We start from the raw sequence: 20,183 nt of genomic DNA on the forward strand, positions 1-20,183 counted from the left end.
AACTATACACACCCACACCCACCACCGCAACCCATCGAGTGAGTGTTTTACACCACTAGCAAAACAAGCCGTCAAGCACGGTATGTATTCGGGCTCTGCCGCTGCAACCCTATTGCATCTTAAATACACGAGCGCGTGTGGAACCTGAACGTCAGGCTCTCAACACGCGCATCGGATAAGAGCATTAGTGAGACTCGGCGCGATGGCGCGATACATCATAAAGGGTAATACCCACTGCCATTGCGGCGTTAAGAGATTCCATAGCCGAATCAATAGGAATCGATACGATCTGATCGCAGGTCTCCGTCACCAAACGCGAAAGGCCCTTACCCTCGGAACCAACCACCACGCACAGAGGCTCAGAAGCGAGCTGTAGATTCGGCAGATCTATGTCTCCCCCACCGTCCAGACCAATCACAAAAATACCCTGCTCTTTTGCCTGCTGCAGCACGCGCGTCAGGTTCGTTGCCATCGCCACCGGAATACGCGCCGCCGCACCCGCACTCGTTTTCCAGGCGCCTGCAGTCACCGCAGCAGAGCGACGCTCAGGAATAATGACCCCATCGCCGCTAAATGCCGAAACGCTGCGAATAATTGCACCCAAATTTCGAGGATCGGTAATACCATCCAAAGCCACGAAAAGCGGGGGTGACTTGAGTTTACCGGCATGCCAGCGCTCCATAACGTCCAGTACCAAATCGGTAGCATCCGGGTACTGGTAAGGCGGAATCTGCATTGCGATCCCCTGATGCACAGCACCATCCGTCAGGCGATCCAGCTCGCTGCGGGGAATCTCCAGCATGGGCAGGTTTTTCTTATTCGCCGTCGTCATAATGTCGCGCACGCGGTCATCAACCTCAATACGGCTCATCACGTATAGGTGCTTCGCTGGAATATTGGTGCGAAGCGCCTCCAGAACCGCGTTGCGGCCAGTAACAAGTTCATCGCTCACGCGCTTGCCGCCCAGACGAGTCTGGAACTTACGGTTCGTACTGGTAGCCACCCGGCGCTCCGCTGCGCGCTTCATCTTATACGCCTTGTGATAAACGCGGTCCTCAGCCTTCGGGGTGGGCCCTTTACCTTCCAGCGCACGCCGACCGTGGCCGCCGGTGCCCTTCGTTGCACCCTTTTTCTTCGTGGTAGCGCCGGGGCGCGAACCTGCCTTAGCCATATCTGTATCCTTTAGTTCAACGTCTGTCATGCCCGCTTTCGGGGCGAGTTTCGGGGGAATCTGTTATGCGTTAAGGCTCCACGTAGAGCCCTGCGCGCCATCCTTGACCGTAATGCCTGCGGCGGCAAGCACATCGCGCATCCTATCGGCGGTCGCCCAATCCTTCTCGGCGCGGGCACTCGCGCGCTGTTCCAAAATAGTGTGAATGAGCGCATCTAATGCCTGATGTTCCGCGCCGGAAGCCCCCGAACCGTCAAGATTCATGAGCGAAGTCAGCCCCAGCACATTCGCCATAGCCCACACGGCGTTTGCGCATTCGGAGGCATCAGCACCAGCGGCAAGCGCAGCGTTACCGGCGCGGGTCTGCTCGTGCAGCACCGCGAGCGCGCGCGGAATATTCATATCGTCATTGAGCGCATCCGCAAACTCCTGCGGTACGCGACGATCCTGCGGATTCGGGACCATAAGCTCCAAGGTGGCGGCAAGGAATGCCTCCACACGCTCGATAGCAACCCGTGCTTCTTCTAATGAAGTGGGACGGTAATCCAGCACCGAACGATAATGTGCCGAACCCAAATAATAGCGCACGACCAGCGGACGAGCCTGCTGCAGCATTTGCACGGGAGAAATGGTGTTGCCGATTGACTTCGACATTTTCTCGCCCTCGTAGGTGACCATACCGTTGTGCATCCAGAAGTTAGCGAAATCATCGCCCGCAGCCGTGGACTGCGCCAGTTCATTCTCGTGATGCGGAAAACGCAGATCCAGCCCGCCGCCGTGAATATCGAACCGCTTCCCCAGATATTTACCCGCCATCGCAGAGCATTCCAGATGCCAGCCGGGACGACCGCGACCCCACGGCGAATCCCACGCAGCGGTCAGCGGTTCGCCTTCCTTATACCCCTTCCACAAGGCAAAATCGCGAGGATCACGCTTGCCGCGCGGGTCCGCGTCGGCGGAATCCTGCATATCGTCTACACTCTGGCGGGTGAGCGCGCCATACTGTTCCCAAGAACGCACATCGAAGTAGACATCCCCAGAATCATCAAGCGCCGGGTATGCGTGCCCGCGGTCGATAAGACGCTGAATAAGTTCAAACATCTCTGGGATGTGACCGGTCGCGCGCGGCTCATAGGTTGGCGGGTCAATACCCAACGTCGCATATGCGCGCGCAAAAACTTTCTCGTACCGGTATGCGAGCGCCCACCACTGCTCGTTGGGGTGTTCCCCAGTGTAGGTGGGCTGTGCAGATTCAACGGACTTCGCCAGAATTTTATCGTCAATATCCGTAACATTGCGCACGGTGGTGACTTTGAGCCCGCGGTAGCACATCCACCGCGCAAGCTGGTCGAAGACCAGGGCGGAACGGATGTGCCCCACATGCGGTTCGCCCTGCACAGTGGCACCGCAGTAGTAGATGCGTGCCTCGCCGGGGACTACCGGTTCAAAATCGCGGATGCTTGATGTTGCTGAATCATAAAAACGCATAGTCACAGTACTAGTTTACGGGGTATAGCACCCGAGCGGTGGGTACCGCCGGATTCTCTTTAATAATCTTCCGTCAGGGGAACTACTCCACCGGGTAAAGGAGTGCGGTGGCAACGGCTGCAACGCCTTCGCCGCGTCCGGTCAGACCCAAACCGTCGGTCGTGGTCGCGGTAACGGTCACCGAAGCCCCAGCTGCTTCACTCAGAACACGATTGGCTTCTGCGCGGCGCGGCGAAAATTTGGGGCGGTTACCGATCAGCTGCACACTAATGTTGCCAATCTCGAAACCTGCCGCTCGCACGATTGCCGCCGCCTCCGAGAGAATACGCACCCCGGATGCGCCCGCCATATCTGGACGATCCACCCCGAAGTTACTGCCCAAATCTCCGGTACCGGATGCGGCAAAGAGCGCATCGGCGGCCGCGTGCGCAACGACATCGCCGTCGGAATGCCCACTGAGCCCGCGTTCGCCCGGCCAGTACAAGCCCGCGATCCACAGCTCGGTGTTTTCCTCGCCAAAGGCATGCACGTCTACGCCGGTTCCTACGCGGGGTATGAGGGGGGTCTGAGGGGTGGGGCTGTTCTGTGCGCTGGTTATATCTGTCATGAAGGTGCCTTTCATCGCGGTTGTGTGCTTAGTTTCAGGAGCGGGCGGATTCCGGCGCAGTCGGGTAGAGTGCGCGCGCTATGCGCAAATCGAGCGGGGTCGTGATCTTGAAAGCATCGGTATGCCCAGTCACCGTATGTACCTGTTCTCCGTATGCCTCGACCGCCATTGCATCATCAGTAATTTGCTCGGCGACTGAAGCCTCAAGCGTGCGACTGTGCTCGTGTGCGGCGCGCAGGGTATCAAGCCTGAAGCCTTGCGGGGTTTGTACGGCACGCATAAGCGCACGGGAGGGCGTGCCGGTGACGGTGCCGTGCGCATCCACGGTTTTAATGGTGTCGATCACGGGGACGACGGGAATAACGGCTCGGTGCCCGTCTGCCAGCGCTTGGGCGACCGTGCGGAAAACCTGGGGAGGCGTAAACGCGCGGGCGCAATCGTGAATAAGCACCCGCTCGATGGACGGGTTTTCGGCGGCGAGCGCATCGAGGGCGGCGATGACCGATGAGGTGCGGGTATTGCCGCCTTCCGTAACGAGAGCATCAAATTCGGCGGCATCGGCCAGTAATTGCGGGCACCGGTGCGCGCAGTCAGTCGGAACCGTTACGACGAGACGTTCCGCGATACCCGAGGCACGCGCGCGCTCAAGTGCCCAGTACAGCAGGGTTTTTCCGTGTACATCGACGGCAGCTTTAGGCATCTTTTCTTTGAGGCGGGTGCCGGAACCCGCGCCGAGCACGACGATGGCGGTGCGAGCTATTAGGGAAGCATTCGTGGCTAGAGCCTCTGGATAGTTTTCAGTCACATCTAAGAGGGTACCCGATAGTGTGCTTCTGAGGTTTTGAGATGTTTGCGCAGGTTTATGACGCTGAGCGAGACTCGCAAAGTTCCACGGTGTTTTCCCGAGGAGGGCATAAAACCGGCGTCATGTACAGGTCTCATACTGACGATTTGTCATCACATTGCTAAACTAGAGTGCGAGAGTCAAATCTTGTGTCGCTTCTGTGCGCTCGAAGGACTGCGCGTGCAAGGCGGCTTTATATGCACGCACACAGAGTCGCAGGGCTCATCAGAATCTAGGAGGACGCGCCGTGAAGTTCGCCGTTTCCCACTCTCTTAAGCGCGCCGGTGCGGGTGTGGCTATTGCAGCCGCGCTCATATCAGCAACCGGCTGCGGTTATATCTATACCCAGCCGACAACCCTGCAGTATGCTGCATCCGACGGGGTTAAGGCCGATCTTAACGGCGTTGAGCTTCGCAATATCATGATGGTTTCATCCGGCAAAGGTGCGGATGGTCGTCTGCTCGGCACTATCCTGAATAAGAGCGATCACGATATTACCGTTACCTTCGCGTTCCCCAGCGGCGAGAAATCCGTCAAGGTTGCCAAGGGTCAGCAGGTACGTTTAGAAAGCAATGATTCTCAGGTGATCGTGCCGAAGATTTCGCAGACTCCCGGTGAGACCCTGGCGAATACTCAGGTTTCTTCGAACGATCAGTCCACAAACCTGAATATTCCGATCTTAGACGGAACTCTCAAGGAGTACGCTTCCTATATGCCGAATGCGGCGAGCTCGCGTGCATCCTCGCAGTCTTCTCATGCGGCAACTCCCAGCGCCAGCACGCCTGCGAAAACCCCAACGCCGAGCGCATCGGCAACTGCCGTTCCCACGAATACGGCGACCGCTGTGCCTACGGCTCCTGAACCGGCAGAGACTCCTTCATACGACGAATCTGAGGAAGTCCCCGCGCCGGCCCCTACGGCGAGCGTACCCGTCTACGAGAACGTACAGTAACTCTGGTAAGGATTCACCTCTCAAGGTGCAGAAAAAGGCTCTTTATGTTGGATAAAGAGCCTTTTTCAGTGTGGATATGGTGAGTCTCTACGCCTCAAATTTATAGCCCAGCCCACGCACCGTAATCACATAGCGCGGTGAGGATGCCTTCGGCTCGATCTTAGAGCGCAGGCGTTTAATGTGCACATCTAATGTCTTCGTATCACCCACATAATCCGCGCCCCAGACCCGCTCAATCAGCTGGGCGCGCGTCATCACGCGACCGGTGTTGCGAAGCAATATCTCTAAAAGTTCAAACTCTTTCAGGGGCATGGAAACTTCCTCACCGTCCACAGTGACGACGTGACGCTCCACATCCATACGCACCGGACCAGCCGCCAAGGCTTTCTGATCCTGCTCATCGCCGTGGTCTGGGCTCTGCCTCCGCAGCACCGCCCGGATGCGCGCCATCAGCTCCCGCGAAGAGTACGGCTTAGTCACATAGTCATCAGCCCCCAATTCAAGCCCGAGTACCTTGTCAATCTCGGAATCCTTAGCGGTCAGCATGATGATCGGAACCGAGGAGGATGCGCGAATTTTCTTACACACCTCCATGCCGGACATTCCGGGAAGCATCACGTCAAGGAGTACTAGGTCTGGGTCTTCTCTCTCAAAGGCAGGCACCGCATCCAGACCATTGTCGACTACAACGGGCGTAAAACCTTCGCGCCCGAGCAGGAAAGACAGCGGGTCATAGAGCGCCTCTTCATCCTCAACAAGCAGAATTTTCGTCATCGTTACCTCTGTTTTATGTCCTGTAGCTAGTGTAGCTCAGCTCACGAGTTATCGGCGGATTCCAGGATTTCAGGGGTCGAATGGTCTGCCTCGGCAAGCGGCAGACTCAGCGTAAATGTGGAGCCCTCCCCCAGGGTCGAATCCACGGTGACCATGCCGCCGTGCTGTGCCATCACGTGCTTGACGATGCTCAGACCCAGACCGGTACCGCCGGTTTGCCGTGAACGGGCCGGGTCTACACGATAAAAACGCTCAAAAATACGTTTCTGGTCTTCCTCAGAGATTCCGGAGCCCTGATCTGTCACCGAAATCAACAGGTTCTCGTGCGAGGTTTCGACCGTGACATCAACGCGGGTATCTTCGGGAGAATACCGCACCGCGTTCTCAATGAGGTTGTGCACCGCGATCCCAAGCAGTTCGGGGTCTGCATAAACCTCACGGTCGGCGTGGGCATCCGTGTGGATGGTGATGTTCTTGGCTTCGGCGGCAAGTTTGGAACGATCAACCGCCTCCGCCACCAAGCTGTTGATTGATACTAATTTTCCGCTGCCGATCACATCGGCGGACTGCAGGCGGGAAAGTTCGATAATATCGCGGACCAGCGCGGTCAGACGCTTTGTTTCTTTGTGCAGACGACTCGTGAAATAGTCGATAGATTCCGGGTCATCGCGGGCTTCTTCAATGGCTTCTGCGAGCAGGCTAATTGCCCCTACCGGAGTTTTAAGCTCATGCGAAACGTTCGCCACAAAATCGTTGCGTACCCGTTGCACACGCGAGATTTCGGTGCGGTCATCGGCAAGCACCAGAATATATTCGTTTCCCACAGGAGCCACACGCAAATCGATCACCAGGGATTCGTCCTCGCCCCGGGCTATCTCAAGTTCTTTTTCCACAAAAATACCGCGGTGCCGCACGGTGCGGATCATCTCGGCAAGCTCAATCGAAAGCACGGTGTGCCCACGCACCAGCCCCATGGCGTAGGCGCCCGGCGAAGCCTGCACGACGCCTCCGACCTCGTCTACCACCACATAGGCACGCCCAATAACCGCGAGCACCTGCGCCGCGCCATCGCTCAAGGCGGGTTCGGCAACAGTCGTGCGATGTCGTTCACGCTCGAACCGCCTCAGAATACCCATGCTTAAAAGACCTAGAGCCAGTCCGAGAACGCCGGAGGAAAAAGCGATAAGACCTGCGTTCAACGGGCTATTCCTTCCTAAAAGTGCCTATCTGATGGGCGGTGTCGTGTGTCTTGAAGCGAAAACCTGACCGCCGCGGTGCCGAGGTGCTCTGAAAACGGTGAGAACCCACCGCCCCGGTCAGTTCAACACTACCGGAACGATGGGTTCTCCTACCATGCGCGTTAAATAATTACTTACCCTGGTTTGCAACAGCCGCGATAGCATCCTTCGCAGCTTCAGGGTCAAGGTACTCGCCCGGCTTGAGAGGCTTAAAGTTCTCGTCCAGCTCATAGTACAGCGGAATGCCGGTCGGAATGTTCAAACCAGCGATATCCTCATCGGAGATGTTCTCCAGATGCTTCACGAGCGAGCGCAGGGAGTTACCGTGCGCCGCGACCAGCACAGTCTTACCGTCGGCAAGGTCGGGCTTAATATCGGATTCCCAATACGGAAGCATACGACCGAGAACGTCCTTGAGGCACTCGGTGCGGGGTGCGTTCTCAACATCCGCATAGCGGGGATCGTTTGCCTGCGAGTAGGGGTCGCTATCGTCCAGCGGCGGAGGCGGCACATCGTAGGAACGACGCCAAGTCATGAACTTCTCGTCACCGTATTCTTCACGGATCTCAGACTTGTTCTTACCCTGCAGAGCGCCGTAGTGACGCTCGTTCAGACGCCAGGTACGCTTGACCGGAATCCAGAGGCGGTCGGCCGCATCCAGGGCAATATTTGCGGTGTTAATAGCGCGGCGCTGCAGTGAGGTGTGCACAATATCGGGAAGGATGCCGCGTTCTTTCAGCAGTTCGCCGCCGCGCTGAGCCTCAGCGCGACCTTTATCAGTCAGATTAACATCGACCCAGCCAGTGAACAGGTTCTTCTCGTTCCACTCCGACTGGCCGTGACGCAGGAGTACTAATTTGTATGTCATAGCTTCTATTTTTTCATGCGGGCGGCGGTTTGTCATGCTTGTGCCAGCAACACCACACCGCCATCTTGCCCTACATCTCGCGGCAGAAGAAGAATCGGCGCGTGGCACACCCCTGCACGGATGCGCCACGCGCCGAAAAGGTCAAAGCCACCCTATACTCGGGTGAAAGGTACGGGCTGCACGCCTTGACGAGCGTCTAGTAGCGGCGGTTACCGCCCACGGCAGGCCAGACTCCCGCTAGGAAAACACTCGAAATAGTAGCGGCTACCAGCTGGAAAAGTACCACGCTGCTTGTAGCGCTGGGATTGTACGTGAAGCTCAAGGCACTCCACACCCCCAGCAGACCAACTGCGGCGGAACCGCCGGTCATAGCCATCCAGAAATTCTTGGAGCGTTTGCCGTTGAACGTGTACATATTCGCGGGTGCCATGACGGACCGCACAAAGGCGAGAATACAAATCCACGCCACCACGAGGGCAAGCAACCCGTCAATAATCAGGGTGGCGTAAAACAAAAGCTGAGGAGCAGTCATATTTTCCTTACTGGATGACCTGCTCGATGGCGGTCACCAAATCCTGGTAGAGATCATCGACATTCTCAATGCCGACCGATAGACGCAGCAGCGACGGCGGAATGGAGTCGGGTTCGCTCCCGTGCCGACGACGGCGTTCAATCAGGGATTCTACACCACCAAGGCTCGTTGCCGGAGTCCACACGCGCAAAGCCTCTACCACACGCTGCGTTTGTTCATCGCTGGCACGCAAGACCACGCACAGCACCGCGCCGAACCCACCATGCATCTGCTTCTTAGCCAGCTCATGCCCATTACTGCCGGGCAAACCGGGGTACCGTACCTCTTCCACTGCTGGATGCTCACTCAAGCGCTCAGCCAGCCTTTGCGCGTTATGCACCGAACGCTCCACGCGAAGCGCCAGGGTTCGCAGACCGCGTAAGCCGAGCCACGCCTCCACGGGTCCGGGAATAGCCCCGTTGGTGATGCGATGGTGCAGCATTGCCTGATAGAGGTCCTCGTTCGAGGTGACCGTAACGCCCAGAAGCACATCCGAATGCCCTGCCAGGAACTTGGTCGCAGAGTGAACCACCACGTCAGCACCGAAGGAGAGAGGCTTCTGCAAAATCGGGGTGGCGAAGGTGTTATCGACAGCGGTCACCACACCCAGACGTTTCGCCGCAGCGCAAATAGTAGGTAGGTCGGCTACCTCAAGCATGGGGTTCGTGGGGCTCTCCAGCCAGGCGAGTACCTTCGGAGCAGCATAATCCACGGTTTCGGGGGTTACACCGGTGCGGGCGGCAGCATCTTCAAAGGCCGCGATCACCGAATCGGTATCTTCCAGATCGATGCGCACGACCTCAGCAATACCGCGTTTCTGCAAATCCTTGCTCATGGTAATAGAGGCCATGTAGGCATGTTTAGGAATGAGAATAACCGACCGGACCGGTACCAAATCCAGAATCGAGGCAATCGCTGCCATGCCTGAAGGGAATAAGAGACCGTGTGTGCCACCTTCCAACCCGGCGACGACCTCTTCCATAGCTTCCCAGGTGGGGTTGGCGAACCGCGCATACACTTTATCGGAGACGGTATCAACGGTACCGGCTCCACGGTAGGTTGAGGACAAAATAATCGGTGGGTTCACCGGCGCATCATGCTCATGCGCGGGACGACCACCGCTCACCACATAGGTCTCTGCTGACATCTTCTCTTCACTCATGCTTTTAAGAGTGGCACAGCGAAGGCTCACATGCACGCCGAACACCGCAGAAAGTCATGTTCTGGCTCGGCAACGCCGTGAAAACGTTCGCCTTCCTTTATCGCGTTCGGCAGGCACGGTACCCTTAGTAGGGTGAACGATTCCCTGCACTACACGCCACAGAGTACGCCCGCGCAGCCGGGTTCAGCGCCCGATCGCCGCGGGCTTTTTATCGTCTTCGAAGGCGGTGACGGTGCGGGCAAAACTACCCAGCTTGCCCGGCTTCAAACCGCTCTAGAGGCTCAAGGCTACACCGTGATTGCTACCCGAGAACCGGGCGGAACACCCCTTGGCGAGGCTCTGCGGGAACTCGTTCTTAAACACGGTTCCAACAAAGTCGATGCTCGTGCCGAAGCGCTGATTTTTGCTGCATCCCGCGCGGCGCATGCGGCGCAGAAGATTCGTCCCGCGCTCGCTGCCGGGACGGTAGTACTCAGCGACCGTTATCTCGATTCTTCCGCAGCCTACCAGGGTATTGGACGTAATCTGGGCAAAGATACCATCACGGATTTAAGTCGTTGGGCAACCGAAGATCTGATACCGCACGCCACAATTCTGCTGGATGTTCCCCTCACCGATGAGTCCCAGCGCATGAGCGATCGCGGCACCGTAGATCGGATTGAGGCGGAAGGCGCTGATTTCAAAGCCCGCGTGCACACCGCTTTCGCTGATATTGCACGGCAGAATGCCGACGGTGCGCATTATGTAGTGGATGGTTGTGGAAGTGTGGATGCGGTGCACGAACGGGTGCTTGAGGTTGTTCGCCCGCTCTTGGAGTCCCGAGAGTTAGCCCGCGATAACGGTGATACCGATGAGAATCTTACCCTCGATGGTTTCGGGGAGGACGCCCGATGAGCTTGTGGGATGAGCTGATTCTACCCGCGGGCACGCTTGACCAGCTGCGCCGCGATGCATCCGCCGAACGCCCCACGCATGCCTGGCTTTTTACCGGAGCGGCGGGGGCACCGCATCGGCGAGCTGCCCTTATTTTCTCGGCGGCATTGCTGTGTGAACAGCCCAATCCCGCTGATCGCGGATGCGGCACCTGCAAGGGCTGTGTGACCGTGCTGAACGGTTCGCACTCGGACTTTACCCATTTTCGCACCGAGGCGGTCAGCATTAGCATTGACGATGCCCGCGACCTTGTGATGAAAGCGCAGGATAGGCCGTCGGTCGGGCGGTGGCGCGTGATCCTTATGGAAGACACCGAACGCATGCCCGAGCGCACCTCTAACGTGCTCTTGAAAGCTATCGAGGAACCGCCGCCGCACACGATTTGGCTGCTGACGGCTCCCTCCCCCACCGATGTGCTCGTGACGATTCGGTCACGCTGCCGCCCCGTACAGCTGCCGGTTCCTGCTATCGCCGAGGTTGCCGCCAAGCTCGCTGCCGACGGAATTGAGGATGCGCTGGCACGCCACGCGGCAACACTCGCGCAGGGTGATGCCGAGGTTGCCGCCCGCCTAGCTTACGACCCCGCAGCCCTGCAGCGGCGCGAAACTCTGCCGCTTCTCATCATGAACATTCGTTCTATTTCTTCGGCGTATGCGGCAGCGGACAGGCTTATCACGCTCGCGGAACAGGACGCCGCAGAAGCCGCCGCGGCACGCGACGAGAAGGAACGCGCCGAACTATTGGCGATCCTGGGCATCACCGAAGGGGCGCGCATCTCCCCCAGCCTGCGCTCGCAGGTGCGGCGGCTGGAGGACGAGCAGAAACGGCGTGCGAAGCGCATCCAATCGGATACGCTGCTGCGGTCGATGACGGAGATTCAGACGGTGCTGCGCGATGTGCTCACCCTGCAGCTAAACTCCGGGTCTGCCCTGATGAATGAGCATGCCCGGGATGCGCTCGCCGAGTTCGCCGCACGCACGAGTGCCGCGCAGACCCTGGAACATGTGCAGGCGCTTGAGGTTGTGCTCGGCAGGCTGCGTACTAATGCGAATGCACGCCTGCTCATTGAGGGGTTTATGGGCAGGTTTGTGCACTAGCTAGCCGCGTCCCGTCCCCTCATAACAAGAGCCTTGATGTGAAAAAGCGAAATTTCTAACGCCTTATTCACTACCAAGGCTCTTTTTAGCACCGGAAAGAACGGAGCCGCAGATGCTCCTAGTTCCTAAACCCGTGCACCGGCGAGGGTATCCTGCCGCAGCGGGCGATGAACGCCTCCGAAGATGGGGTATGCACCGGCATAATCGGGGCACGCCCCAACAGCCCGCCGAACTCAACGGTATCGCCCACGCCCAGGCCGACGGCTGGAATCACACGCACGGCGGTGGTCTTATGGTTCATCACACCGATCGCAGCCTCATCGGCAATCATGGCGGCAAGCGTCGCGGCAGAGGTATCACCCGGCACCGCAACCATATCCAGCCCGACCGAGCAGATCGCGGTCATCGCCTCCAGCTTATCGAGTGTAATATGCCCGGCGGCGGCAGAATCGATCATGCCAGCATCCTCGGATATCGGAATAAACGAGCCGGAGAGCCCGCCCACATGCGAGCAGGCCATGAGCCCGCCCTTCTTGACCGCATCGTTGAGCAGAGCAAGCGCCGCCACGGTACCGTGAGTTCCCACAGTTTCCAGACCCATTTCTTCAAGGATATGCGCTACTGAATCGCCGATCTCAGCGGTAGGCGCCAGTGAAAGATCCACAATATTGAAGTACACACCCAGGCGTTCGGCGGCTATATGACCGACCAGCTGACCCACGCGGGTAATCTTGAAAGCGGCGCGTTTGATAGCCTCGGCGCACGCATCAAAACGCTCGCCACGCACTTGCTGTAGGGCACGCTGCACCACACCGGGGCCGGAAACGCCCACCGAAATAGTGGTGTCTGCCTCCTGTACTCCGTGGAAAGCGCCCGCCATGAAGGGGTTGTCGCTCACGGCGTTGGCGAAGACCACAAGTTTGGCGCACCCGAAGCCGTTGGTATCTGCGGTGAGGTCAGCGGTTTCACGAATGATTTCGCCCATGCGTTTAACGCCGCTCATGTTAATACCGGCGCGGGACGAACCAATATTCACCGACGAACACACGACATCGGTCTCAGCGAGCGCAGCGGGAATAGAATCCATGAGCACGTTATCGGAGGGGGTAGCACCTTTGTCGATCAGCGCGCTGAATCCGCCGATAAAGTTCACGCCCACGGCTTTTGCTGCGGCGTCGAGTGTGCGAGCATACTCAAGATATTCGCTTTCTCCGCTGGCCGCCGCTACCACGGAAATTGGGGTTACGGCAATGCGCTTATTTACGATCGGTATACCCAGTTCAACTTCGATACCTTCACATACGCTTACCAGGTTTTTAGCGCGGGAGGTGATTTTGTCGTAGATTTTGCTGCGTGCCACATCGCCATCAGAGTCGGCGCAGTCTAGGAGCGAGATACCCATGGTGACGGTGCGGATATCGAGTTTTTCTTCCTCGATCATGCGAATGGTTTCGAGTATTTGGTCGTTCATCATAAAGGTTATCCCGCGCCTTAGATGCTGTGCATCGCTTTGAAGATGGTTTCCGCTTGAATACGGATTTGCACCTTTTGGGCGTGTTCGACGGCTGTCATAGACTCCTGTAGGTCGATGAGGTTCTGTTCGGTGTCGTCAAAGGAGCAGTGCATAATCATGGTGAAGTACTCGCCCATAATGGTTTGAGAAACGTCAAGCACATTCACATGGCGTTCCGTGAGCTTGGTGGTGACGGCGGCGATAATGCCTTCGTGATCGATTCCGGTTACGGTCAGAATAATTTTCACGGTGATTCCTTTACTCGTGTAAGCCCGGTATTCGCACGTTTGCTGGCACGAATGCTTGTTTAGGAATTGTAACGCACGTATAGCTATGCAGACCCGCGCAATATGCTTGAGGCGGCGCTCACGTTCTCGCGGGCGCCGCCTCAGCTTGTGGGCTAGTCCAGCCGTCCGTGCGTGTTAACGCCGTGCAGCAGGTCTTTCAGATGCGGTGCCAACCGCGGTAAATCCCATGCGCGGTGCCTGCTAATGGTGGAGACGATATAGTCGCTGAGGTTCAGCCCCAGGCGTTCGGCGTTGCGTTCCAGCTTCTCACGGTCGGCCTGGGTGCCCCTGCGCTGTTCGGATGGCTCGCGCAGGTAGTCCACCAGTGCGGGAATTGCGCGGGCGCGTTTCGTGGCGGAGTACCCGGGCGCCTTGATTTTAACCATATAGCCCGTAGAGTCGCGGATAACCCAGCCCTCAGCGTCGCTTGTACGCGCATCCTGAAGCAGGCGGGTGAAATCGGCGTCGTCTTTGAGGGGAATTTCTTCGACGGTAGAGATACGTACGGAGCCGTAGTCTTCGGTGGGGCGCGGCTGCGCGAAGGCTTTCGGTGAGAGCCACAGGTCTTCAAAGCGAGCCGGTTTCACCCTGAACTGCGCGGTGTTTGCGATCATATCGAGCAAATAGAGCGTGACGTGTTCGTAGGGCACGATGTGCGGGTCGCGGAACGGATCGACCACCTCAACGGTTAGTGATGAATCCATGCAGGTGAGCGCTTCAGTAAGCCGGGCGCGTTCTTCCTGGGTGAGGGCGGCGCGCAGGATGCTTTCGGCGTGGCGGCTGTAGGCAGTTACTCCGCTCTTGCTGTAGACGGTGAGCATGCCGTCGAAGACCGTGATAATCGCTAGATATCCGTTTTCTTTGGCGCGTGCAACGGCCGGGTAGGCGAGGCGTTTGCGAACGTGTGCCTCGCTTTCATGCCCGGGCTCGTCCATATTGAAGAATTTTTCGTACCCGCGCCCCACAATTTTGCCGGTTTCGGCGTGGATAAAGAGCCCGCGCGCTTTGGCGGTGGTCTTATCCCAGGCGCCTTTGTAGAAGGCTTTACGCGTGAAATTGCATGCGAGCACGCCGGCAGGTTCGGTTGCGCGCACGTTCACGTTGGGGTTGGCGCGCATCTCCTCTAGCAGGCGATGCCCGTCGTTGAGAGGTTCTGCGGCACCGTTTGCGGTATTTTTCGAGGCGCCCACCGCTCTACTCCCAGAGGCGTAAGGGTCGGGGACGAGGGAGCTCGATGGAATTTTCACGATTTCGCGCTTCCACACGGCTTTTTCGGGTGCACCGGATGCGCTATCCTCGCGGCTGAACACCACGGCACTCAGCTCGCCGCCGGTAAATTCGACGCTGCTTTCTAACGGAATGAGATTACTGTATCCTTCCGAACCGAGTGCCGCCGGGCGGTGACCGTAAATCTGGGTGATACCGGCGGCCCGACTGAGGTCGTTGAGCGTCTCTTCGTAGCCTGCGTACTGGGTTTTACCCGCCCGCGCCTGCGGGTACGGATTAGAACCCAAATAGAACGTTTCATCTGCATACAGCCCCGTGAGGTACCCCTCCCCTACGCTTTCCAGCGTGCGATGGGAATCCGCGAAGAGCTGCGGTGCAACCCCGGCGTGGGTCACGAAATAACGCTCCTGCCCAAGAGTAAAGGGCATCATATTCACGGCAGTGTTGAGCATGGCGATCACTCGGCTGTTGTACACGCCGTGGGCGGCGAGCGCATCCTGGGTTTCGCGGGCGTCACGGTAGCGGCGCACGCCCCTAATAGTGTGCATAATGGAGCGTTCGTGGTTGCCCATCACCAGGTGCACATTAGGCAAGGTACCAAGGGCAGGTTCAAGGATGTCAAAGACTTTTTCGGGGTTTTGCCCGCGATCGAAGAGGTCACCGGCGAATATCCAGCAGATGTTTTCATCGCTCAGCCCGGTTTCGGGTGAGAGAGTGTCAATAAGTTTTTCGAGTTCACCACCCATGCCCTGAATATCGCCGACCACGACTACTTTATGGTAGTTATCGAGCGCACGCACCGGGGTAAAGAGCTCGGTAAAAACCTGGTCGGGGGCGATGTACCCGGCGACCACATCCCGGTAGTTTTTGAGGGTTCTACGCCAGTTCTCGCGCAGCTCGCGGTGGTTGTTGTAGGCAGTCTCGATAACCTCTTCGGGTACGCGCTTGGTGTATTCACGGGCTATGTTGCGCGTATACAGCTCGTCGAGGGTGAGTTCGCCTTGAAAATCGACGAGGTATGCGGTGTAGCAGTATTTGCGCGCAAATTCGAGGAAAGTTTTCATGTTGCGCAGCAGCACGTTCATATTGTCGATAAATACGGTGTTGCCGTGCCGCATATTCTCTTCCACGCAGTCGTTCACCCGGCGGATAGCCTTCGATTCGGCACTGGTGTTTTGCGATAGGGCTAGCGCGGGCTGATTATCGAGCGTGTAGGTGATATATCCGCATTTGCGGCGCTCGGCATCCCAAGAATGCGTGAGGTCTGCAAGTTCGGGATGCGCGGCGATCCAGGTGCTCTTCCCTGCACCCGCCGCACCGGCTAAGAGGAAGATTTTACGTGCCATCGGTGCTGTCTTTCGTCGTCGGAGGTTGTGGTTGGGTCTTCCCAGGATGACATAACTGTCCCTCGGGGTGCGGCAGTTCCTCTGCAATTCTTCTTACTTTTTGCTCCTGCGATAAGTCTTGAGCTTTGGAGCAAACCATTCGAGGACTTTTTGCAGCTGGTTACAGTCAAAGTAGGGCCCGTAGACTGTATCTTGACAGTATTTTTGTTCTTCCTCTGTTAAGAACCTACATCCGACAGGTAGAACAGAGTTTTGGGGAGCAGGCTCTATTGAAGGAGCTTCAGGGCTCTCCCCTAATAGTTCATCCGTTCGGGTCGAAAAATCTGTATATTGGGTCCTTCCTAATCTTTCAAAGGAAAACAAAGAAGGTTTTGTCCACCGGGAGTTAAACGAAGAGAACTTAGGTTTATTCCTATACCACGAATTTCGGAAATCTACGCTCCATCCATAGATGGATCCACTGAAATTCACGTATTCATGATATGTGTTATTTATAAATAATGAATACCAGTATATAGACTGAGCAAAATTAACTCTTTTATAATATGTAGATTCAGAAAAATTTGACTCTCTTAGATATGTAGAATACCTATAATCTACAGCATCGCAGTAAACAGAATCACTGAAATTTACATCTTCATGATAAAAACAATATCTAAAATTTACTTTACTGTGATAAATTGAGTTTCGAAAGCTCACAGTTTTGAAATAGAAAAGTCGAAATTCAGAGTCTGCGAAGATAGCTTTATCATAGTACACAGATCCACTCAGATTTGCAGTCCCTCCATAGTATGAAGATCTCAGGTCTGCCTTGCCATGATATATAGAATCACGTCGGCTCATACGACGCACATAACTTATTCCCCTCAGGTCAACATCACAGTAAAATATAGAATGGCTAAAATCCACAAAAGTCATATATCGAGAGTGTTGCATCCTTACAGCATCAAGATATACACAGTCGCTCATATCTACCCGAGCACCCCAATGGGCATATCGAAATTGAATGGGATAGAAAAATACTGAGCCTGAAAAATTAAAGGTATAAGAAGACCAAATGCCTGAATTATCCCTTCCACTAGAATGAAGTTCACAAAAGTGCCTCATACTTGTTGCGGGCACATGAACACGATTATAAATAGAGAGCAGGATATTTTTACGGACATTACGTTCGCTTATATATTCAACTTTCTCATCAGTGGCGAGAATATCGATCTCATGCTGTATATCTTGTCGTGTAAACCTGCCTTCAATTTTTTCAAGGTTGTTTTTAATTTTTGTGGCAATGTGGAAAGGTGATCGTATATAGGCGCATAAAGTGTCGATGATCTTCTGCACATGTTCTCGGCGAGTTTCCTCAGGAAAAGTTTTATCACTATGCCAAATATCGCCGAGACCTACAAGTGTTTGGGCACCGCTTAAGCGCACCGCTTCGTTTTCTGCACTCAAGTTTTCACATGCTTGCATGTACAACTCTAGACGGTACGTCTCTACAGTCCTTAAATCTTCATCATTCATTCTTTTGCTCCGAATATATACTAATATTTTCCTATGTACATACACCCATATTTCTGGTGGGTGAAATATAGGTATATGCAGAATAGGCTTAAGCTAAAAATCATAGCAATATAATATTGTGCGATGATACCTATATTATTTAACCATATAGGTCATACCAGAACGTACAATCTCGGTCATACCAGCTTTATCTACCGAATCCATGACTGAGCATAGAGCAGCGGATAATAATCGTGATTCGGCGTAGGGACTGAATCGATATTCCTGCAAACTGGGTTCTTTCGCCTCAATAAAGGTGACTAGGAAATTATTGAGTGACCAATCGGTAGAATTTTTCACGGCATTCACCATATCGGAACCGTGTGCTTGGGTCCATGCCTGGTCTACTTCAGGAGTCTCAAAACCTTCCTTATCTGAATTCAAGGGATACAGATCGGGTTTTGAAGGGTTCTCCGATTCTATGGCGACAATCCGTTTGATGGCAGATTCTATACGTTCACGAGCTTGGAGAGGATCCGCAGGTGCATTCTTATTATTAGCCCCAGCATGTAAACTAGCTGCAATTTCTTCATCAGCAAGCTCCGGATCATTCTCAGAAAGCTCGGCAAGCGGATAATCGTACTCGCGCAGCCCGTTCACACATCCCATGCAAAATTCGATAAGTTTCGTAATTTTCTGCATATATACATCTGTTTCGGGTCCTTCAGTTTTGCCTTCCCCAACCTTAACCGGCACATACCCCAGAACCCTAAAACTGTGGCTGTTCCAAATTCGTGCAAAATTGTTGTACCTCGCAAAAATTCGCATAAACTCAGCGTCCCACCCAGAGGTTAGAGTCTGAGCGCGATAATCCGGTAAGTCTTCGCCGCCTCGTTGGTAATACAACGTAACAACAGTTACGGCTTCAAGTTCAGCCGCAATGCTTTCCAAGGTAGAAACATCCCTGCGCATCTCCGCCAGAAGACTTAAATATCCGGGAAGAGTCAGAACGATAGTATCGGTGGTACGAGGGTCTTCGCTCAGCTTCCCAGTAAACCAGCTGTATCCGGAAGTTCTCATGGAGGTCTCCTGAAGATTCATTCTTGATGTGGTCTATCTGATGCGCATATCAGAAAGATCAGTATTTTGGTGATGTATTTTACATCCTACAGGAAGGTATAAATTTTATCCCTCATTTAATCGTGAGCAGAGGGTATATAACCAAAATACGAGGAAAGAATCTAACCTTTTGAGCGAAACCTACATTATTTCTAGGGCGAATCCTACACATACCGGGCGATATACAGTTCGCCCTCCCCCGTGATGGTAACGGAAGTAGAATCCCCAGCATGCAGCACCGACTCGGTGCCGCACAGCGTTATGTTCTGTTCGCCCGCAGAAATCGTGACCGAACCATCCACCACCAGCGCGGCAGAAGTGCCTTCAAAGGTGTATTCAACTGATTCGTCAGCGAGCACCCGTATATGCTGCACGCTCATGCGTTCATCCCACATGGCGTATTGTTCCACGCCCAAGCCGTTCGCCTCCGGGCGCTGTAGTACCGGCGCATCCTGATGCTCGCCGAGCACCTTAATAAGTTCTTCCGCATCAATATGCTTTGGGGTAAGACCTGCGCGCAGCACATTATCCGAGGGATTCATGAGCTCAATCGCCGTGCCAGAAACATATGCATGCACCTGGCCATCCGGGGTAAAAGCAGAGTCCCCCGGCGCAAGATTCATCAGGTTCATCACAAACGCGACGAGTAGCCCCTTATCACCCGGATACTTCTGCGCCACCAGGTTCACCAGGTCGGCGGCATCCGACACCGTTACAGAGATACCATCCTGTGTCATCAGATTTTGCGCCGCATTTATCAAACCCGCTATGGCGCGGTCAGCAGCATCCTGCGGAAGACGAATGATTTCGGTCAGCAGTTGCTTCGGGCTTAGCTGCACGCGAGAGCTTAGCCAATCGGCGCCAAAAGCTTCAGCCAGCTCTCGCAGCTCGCCCTGCGGGCGCACGCCCGTCAGTACCTTCATGGGGGTTAAGGCGATTACGTTCTCAGGTTTAGAGTACCGGTCTTTATAGTTACGATGCGGTGCATCAGCCGGGATCCCGCGCGCCTGCTCATCCTCGAATCCGGCGACGGCCTGCTGCGGTGTAGGGTGAACCTGGATCGACAGCGGAGCATCAATAGCCAAAATCTTAAACAGGAACGGGAACCAGTCGCTCGCGCGGTCAGGGCGCAAAAAACGGTCCGGATGCGCCGCCACCAGCTCGTTCAACGGCGACACAGATCCATCGACCGTGGCCTCAGACGGAGCCGCAGGATGCGCCCCCACCCAAACCTCAGCCTCCGGCTTTTCCGTGGGTACGGGCACACCGCGCATGCGACCCAGAACTTCGTGCGAACCCCACGCATAATTCTGAATCTTATTTTTCAGCGGAAAAATTTCGCCCATGTTGCCTTGGCCTTTCTAGGAACTTTTACACGCAACATCACCAAAACTACGGTATACGTGATATAAAACCCATAAAATTCAGGGAATTCTCTGGATACTCCCACCAATTATAGAGGTACATTTCGAAGATATACCCGCTAAAA

Annotated in this window: 18 protein-coding genes; 3 read left to right on the forward strand and 15 right to left on the reverse strand. The window is 55.4% G+C overall.

Annotated elements, in window-relative coordinates; all coding sequences use genetic code 11:
• Positions 1–184: 184 nt before the first annotated feature.
• The 4 genes from rlmB to ispD all read right to left on the reverse strand — a co-directional run bounded on the left by rlmB (position 185) and on the right by ispD (position 4,071).
• The gene (gene rlmB, locus HMPREF2981_RS04680; protein WP_070661479.1) at positions 185–1,171 is read right to left on the reverse strand and encodes a 23S rRNA (guanosine(2251)-2'-O)-methyltransferase RlmB; all 987 of its coding nucleotides are present in this window, start codon (positions 1,169–1,171) and stop codon (positions 185–187) included.
• A gap of 63 nt (positions 1,172–1,234) precedes the next feature.
• Positions 1,235–2,665, reverse strand: a complete 1,431-nt coding sequence (cysS, locus tag HMPREF2981_RS04685) for a cysteine--tRNA ligase (protein WP_070661178.1) — start codon at positions 2,663–2,665, stop codon at positions 1,235–1,237.
• A 76-nt stretch (positions 2,666–2,741) separates the two neighbouring features.
• Positions 2,742–3,266, reverse strand: a complete 525-nt coding sequence (ispF, locus tag HMPREF2981_RS04690; RefSeq protein ID WP_070661482.1) for a 2-C-methyl-D-erythritol 2,4-cyclodiphosphate synthase — start codon at positions 3,264–3,266, stop codon at positions 2,742–2,744.
• A gap of 34 nt (positions 3,267–3,300) precedes the next feature.
• Entirely contained in the window at positions 3,301–4,071 is a 771-nt protein-coding gene (gene ispD / locus HMPREF2981_RS04695; protein ID WP_070661181.1) for a 2-C-methyl-D-erythritol 4-phosphate cytidylyltransferase, read from the reverse strand.
• Between the two features lie 286 nt (positions 4,072–4,357).
• On the opposite strand from ispD, the gene HMPREF2981_RS04700 reads away from it, so the two are divergent.
• Positions 4,358–5,062 carry a hypothetical protein gene (locus HMPREF2981_RS04700; protein WP_037232124.1) on the forward strand — a complete coding sequence of 235 codons (705 nt, stop codon included), beginning with the start codon at positions 4,358–4,360 and terminating at the stop codon, positions 5,060–5,062.
• An 87-nt stretch (positions 5,063–5,149) separates the two neighbouring features.
• On the opposite strand, the gene HMPREF2981_RS04705 is transcribed toward HMPREF2981_RS04700, so the two are convergent.
• The 5 genes from HMPREF2981_RS04705 to HMPREF2981_RS04725 form a co-directional block, all read right to left on the reverse strand.
• The gene (locus tag HMPREF2981_RS04705; RefSeq protein WP_004006589.1) at positions 5,150–5,836 is read right to left on the reverse strand and encodes a response regulator transcription factor; all 687 of its coding nucleotides are present in this window, start codon (positions 5,834–5,836) and stop codon (positions 5,150–5,152) included.
• A gap of 41 nt (positions 5,837–5,877) precedes the next feature.
• The gene (locus HMPREF2981_RS04710; RefSeq protein ID WP_070520828.1) at positions 5,878–7,035 is read right to left on the reverse strand and encodes a sensor histidine kinase; all 1,158 of its coding nucleotides are present in this window, start codon (positions 7,033–7,035) and stop codon (positions 5,878–5,880) included.
• A gap of 169 nt (positions 7,036–7,204) precedes the next feature.
• Positions 7,205–7,942 (reverse strand): phosphoglyceromutase, encoded by a 738-nt coding sequence (locus HMPREF2981_RS04715; protein WP_004006587.1) that lies wholly within the window; start codon positions 7,940–7,942, stop codon positions 7,205–7,207.
• Positions 7,943–8,138: 196 nt separating this feature from the next.
• Positions 8,139–8,474 carry a DUF2516 family protein gene (locus HMPREF2981_RS04720; protein WP_004006586.1) on the reverse strand — a complete coding sequence of 112 codons (336 nt, stop codon included), beginning with the start codon at positions 8,472–8,474 and terminating at the stop codon, positions 8,139–8,141.
• A gap of 7 nt (positions 8,475–8,481) precedes the next feature.
• Positions 8,482–9,675: a trans-sulfuration enzyme family protein gene (locus HMPREF2981_RS04725; protein ID WP_070661485.1), complete on the reverse strand. Its 1,194-nt coding sequence runs from the start codon at positions 9,673–9,675 to the stop codon at positions 8,482–8,484.
• Between the two features lie 132 nt (positions 9,676–9,807).
• Between HMPREF2981_RS04725 and tmk the strand changes: the two genes are divergently transcribed.
• Both tmk and HMPREF2981_RS04735 read left to right on the forward strand, forming a co-directional pair.
• A complete protein-coding gene (gene tmk, locus HMPREF2981_RS04730; protein WP_246825310.1) occupies positions 9,808–10,569 on the forward strand; it encodes a dTMP kinase in 762 nt (253 codons plus the stop codon).
• A complete protein-coding gene (locus HMPREF2981_RS04735; protein WP_048779979.1) occupies positions 10,566–11,705 on the forward strand; it encodes a DNA polymerase III subunit delta' in 1,140 nt (379 codons plus the stop codon). Before tmk ends, HMPREF2981_RS04735 begins: the two co-directional genes overlap by 4 nt.
• A gap of 118 nt (positions 11,706–11,823) precedes the next feature.
• Here HMPREF2981_RS04735 and HMPREF2981_RS04740 read toward each other — a convergent pair whose 3' ends face one another.
• From HMPREF2981_RS04740 to manA, 6 genes are all read right to left on the reverse strand, one after another.
• Positions 11,824–13,179 carry a PFL family protein gene (locus HMPREF2981_RS04740; RefSeq protein ID WP_048779977.1) on the reverse strand — a complete coding sequence of 452 codons (1,356 nt, stop codon included), beginning with the start codon at positions 13,177–13,179 and terminating at the stop codon, positions 11,824–11,826.
• 17 nt (positions 13,180–13,196) lie between these two features.
• Entirely contained in the window at positions 13,197–13,466 is a 270-nt protein-coding gene (locus tag HMPREF2981_RS04745) for an ACT domain-containing protein (protein WP_004006581.1), read from the reverse strand.
• 152 nt (positions 13,467–13,618) lie between these two features.
• Entirely contained in the window at positions 13,619–16,078 is a 2,460-nt protein-coding gene (locus HMPREF2981_RS04750) for an RNA ligase (RefSeq protein WP_070661184.1), read from the reverse strand.
• Positions 16,079–16,171: 93 nt separating this feature from the next.
• Positions 16,172–17,596, reverse strand: a complete 1,425-nt coding sequence (locus HMPREF2981_RS10765) for a pentapeptide repeat-containing protein (RefSeq protein ID WP_141756663.1) — start codon at positions 17,594–17,596, stop codon at positions 16,172–16,174.
• A 135-nt stretch (positions 17,597–17,731) separates the two neighbouring features.
• The gene (locus tag HMPREF2981_RS11060; protein ID WP_238789146.1) at positions 17,732–18,655 is read right to left on the reverse strand and encodes a hypothetical protein; all 924 of its coding nucleotides are present in this window, start codon (positions 18,653–18,655) and stop codon (positions 17,732–17,734) included.
• 203 nt (positions 18,656–18,858) lie between these two features.
• Positions 18,859–20,040 carry a mannose-6-phosphate isomerase, class I gene (manA, locus tag HMPREF2981_RS04765; protein WP_070661191.1) on the reverse strand — a complete coding sequence of 394 codons (1,182 nt, stop codon included), beginning with the start codon at positions 20,038–20,040 and terminating at the stop codon, positions 18,859–18,861.
• Between the last annotated feature and the right edge of the window lie 143 nt (positions 20,041–20,183).

Origin of the sequence: Rothia sp. HMSC069C01, assembly GCF_001814655.1 — a bacterium.
In the GTDB taxonomy this organism is placed as follows: Bacteria; Actinomycetota; Actinomycetes; order Actinomycetales; family Micrococcaceae; genus Rothia; species Rothia dentocariosa.

Excerpts from the sequence above, each read along its gene's own strand:
- HMPREF2981_RS04725 (WP_070661485.1), bottom strand. The coding sequence starts at position 9,675 with ATGAGTGAAGAGAAGATGTCAGCAGAGACCTATGTGGTGAGCGGTGGT.
- manA (WP_070661191.1), bottom strand. The coding sequence starts at position 20,040 with ATGGGCGAAATTTTTCCGCTGAAAAATAAGATTCAGAATTATGCGTGG.
- rlmB (WP_070661479.1), bottom strand. The coding sequence starts at position 1,171 with ATGGCTAAGGCAGGTTCGCGCCCCGGCGCTACCACGAAGAAAAAGGGT.
- HMPREF2981_RS11060 (WP_238789146.1), bottom strand. The coding sequence starts at position 18,655 with ATGAGAACTTCCGGATACAGCTGGTTTACTGGGAAGCTGAGCGAAGAC.
- HMPREF2981_RS04715 (WP_004006587.1), bottom strand. The coding sequence starts at position 7,942 with ATGACATACAAATTAGTACTCCTGCGTCACGGCCAGTCGGAGTGGAAC.
- HMPREF2981_RS04705 (WP_004006589.1), bottom strand. The coding sequence starts at position 5,836 with ATGACGAAAATTCTGCTTGTTGAGGATGAAGAGGCGCTCTATGACCCG.
- HMPREF2981_RS04750 (WP_070661184.1), bottom strand. The coding sequence starts at position 16,078 with ATGGCACGTAAAATCTTCCTCTTAGCCGGTGCGGCGGGTGCAGGGAAG.
- HMPREF2981_RS04740 (WP_048779977.1), bottom strand. The coding sequence starts at position 13,179 with ATGATGAACGACCAAATACTCGAAACCATTCGCATGATCGAGGAAGAA.
- HMPREF2981_RS04735 (WP_048779979.1), top strand. The coding sequence starts at position 10,566 with ATGAGCTTGTGGGATGAGCTGATTCTACCCGCGGGCACGCTTGACCAG.
- HMPREF2981_RS10765 (WP_141756663.1), bottom strand. The coding sequence starts at position 17,596 with ATGAATGATGAAGATTTAAGGACTGTAGAGACGTACCGTCTAGAGTTG.
- ispF (WP_070661482.1), bottom strand. The coding sequence starts at position 3,266 with ATGACAGATATAACCAGCGCACAGAACAGCCCCACCCCTCAGACCCCC.
- HMPREF2981_RS04720 (WP_004006586.1), bottom strand. The coding sequence starts at position 8,474 with ATGACTGCTCCTCAGCTTTTGTTTTACGCCACCCTGATTATTGACGGG.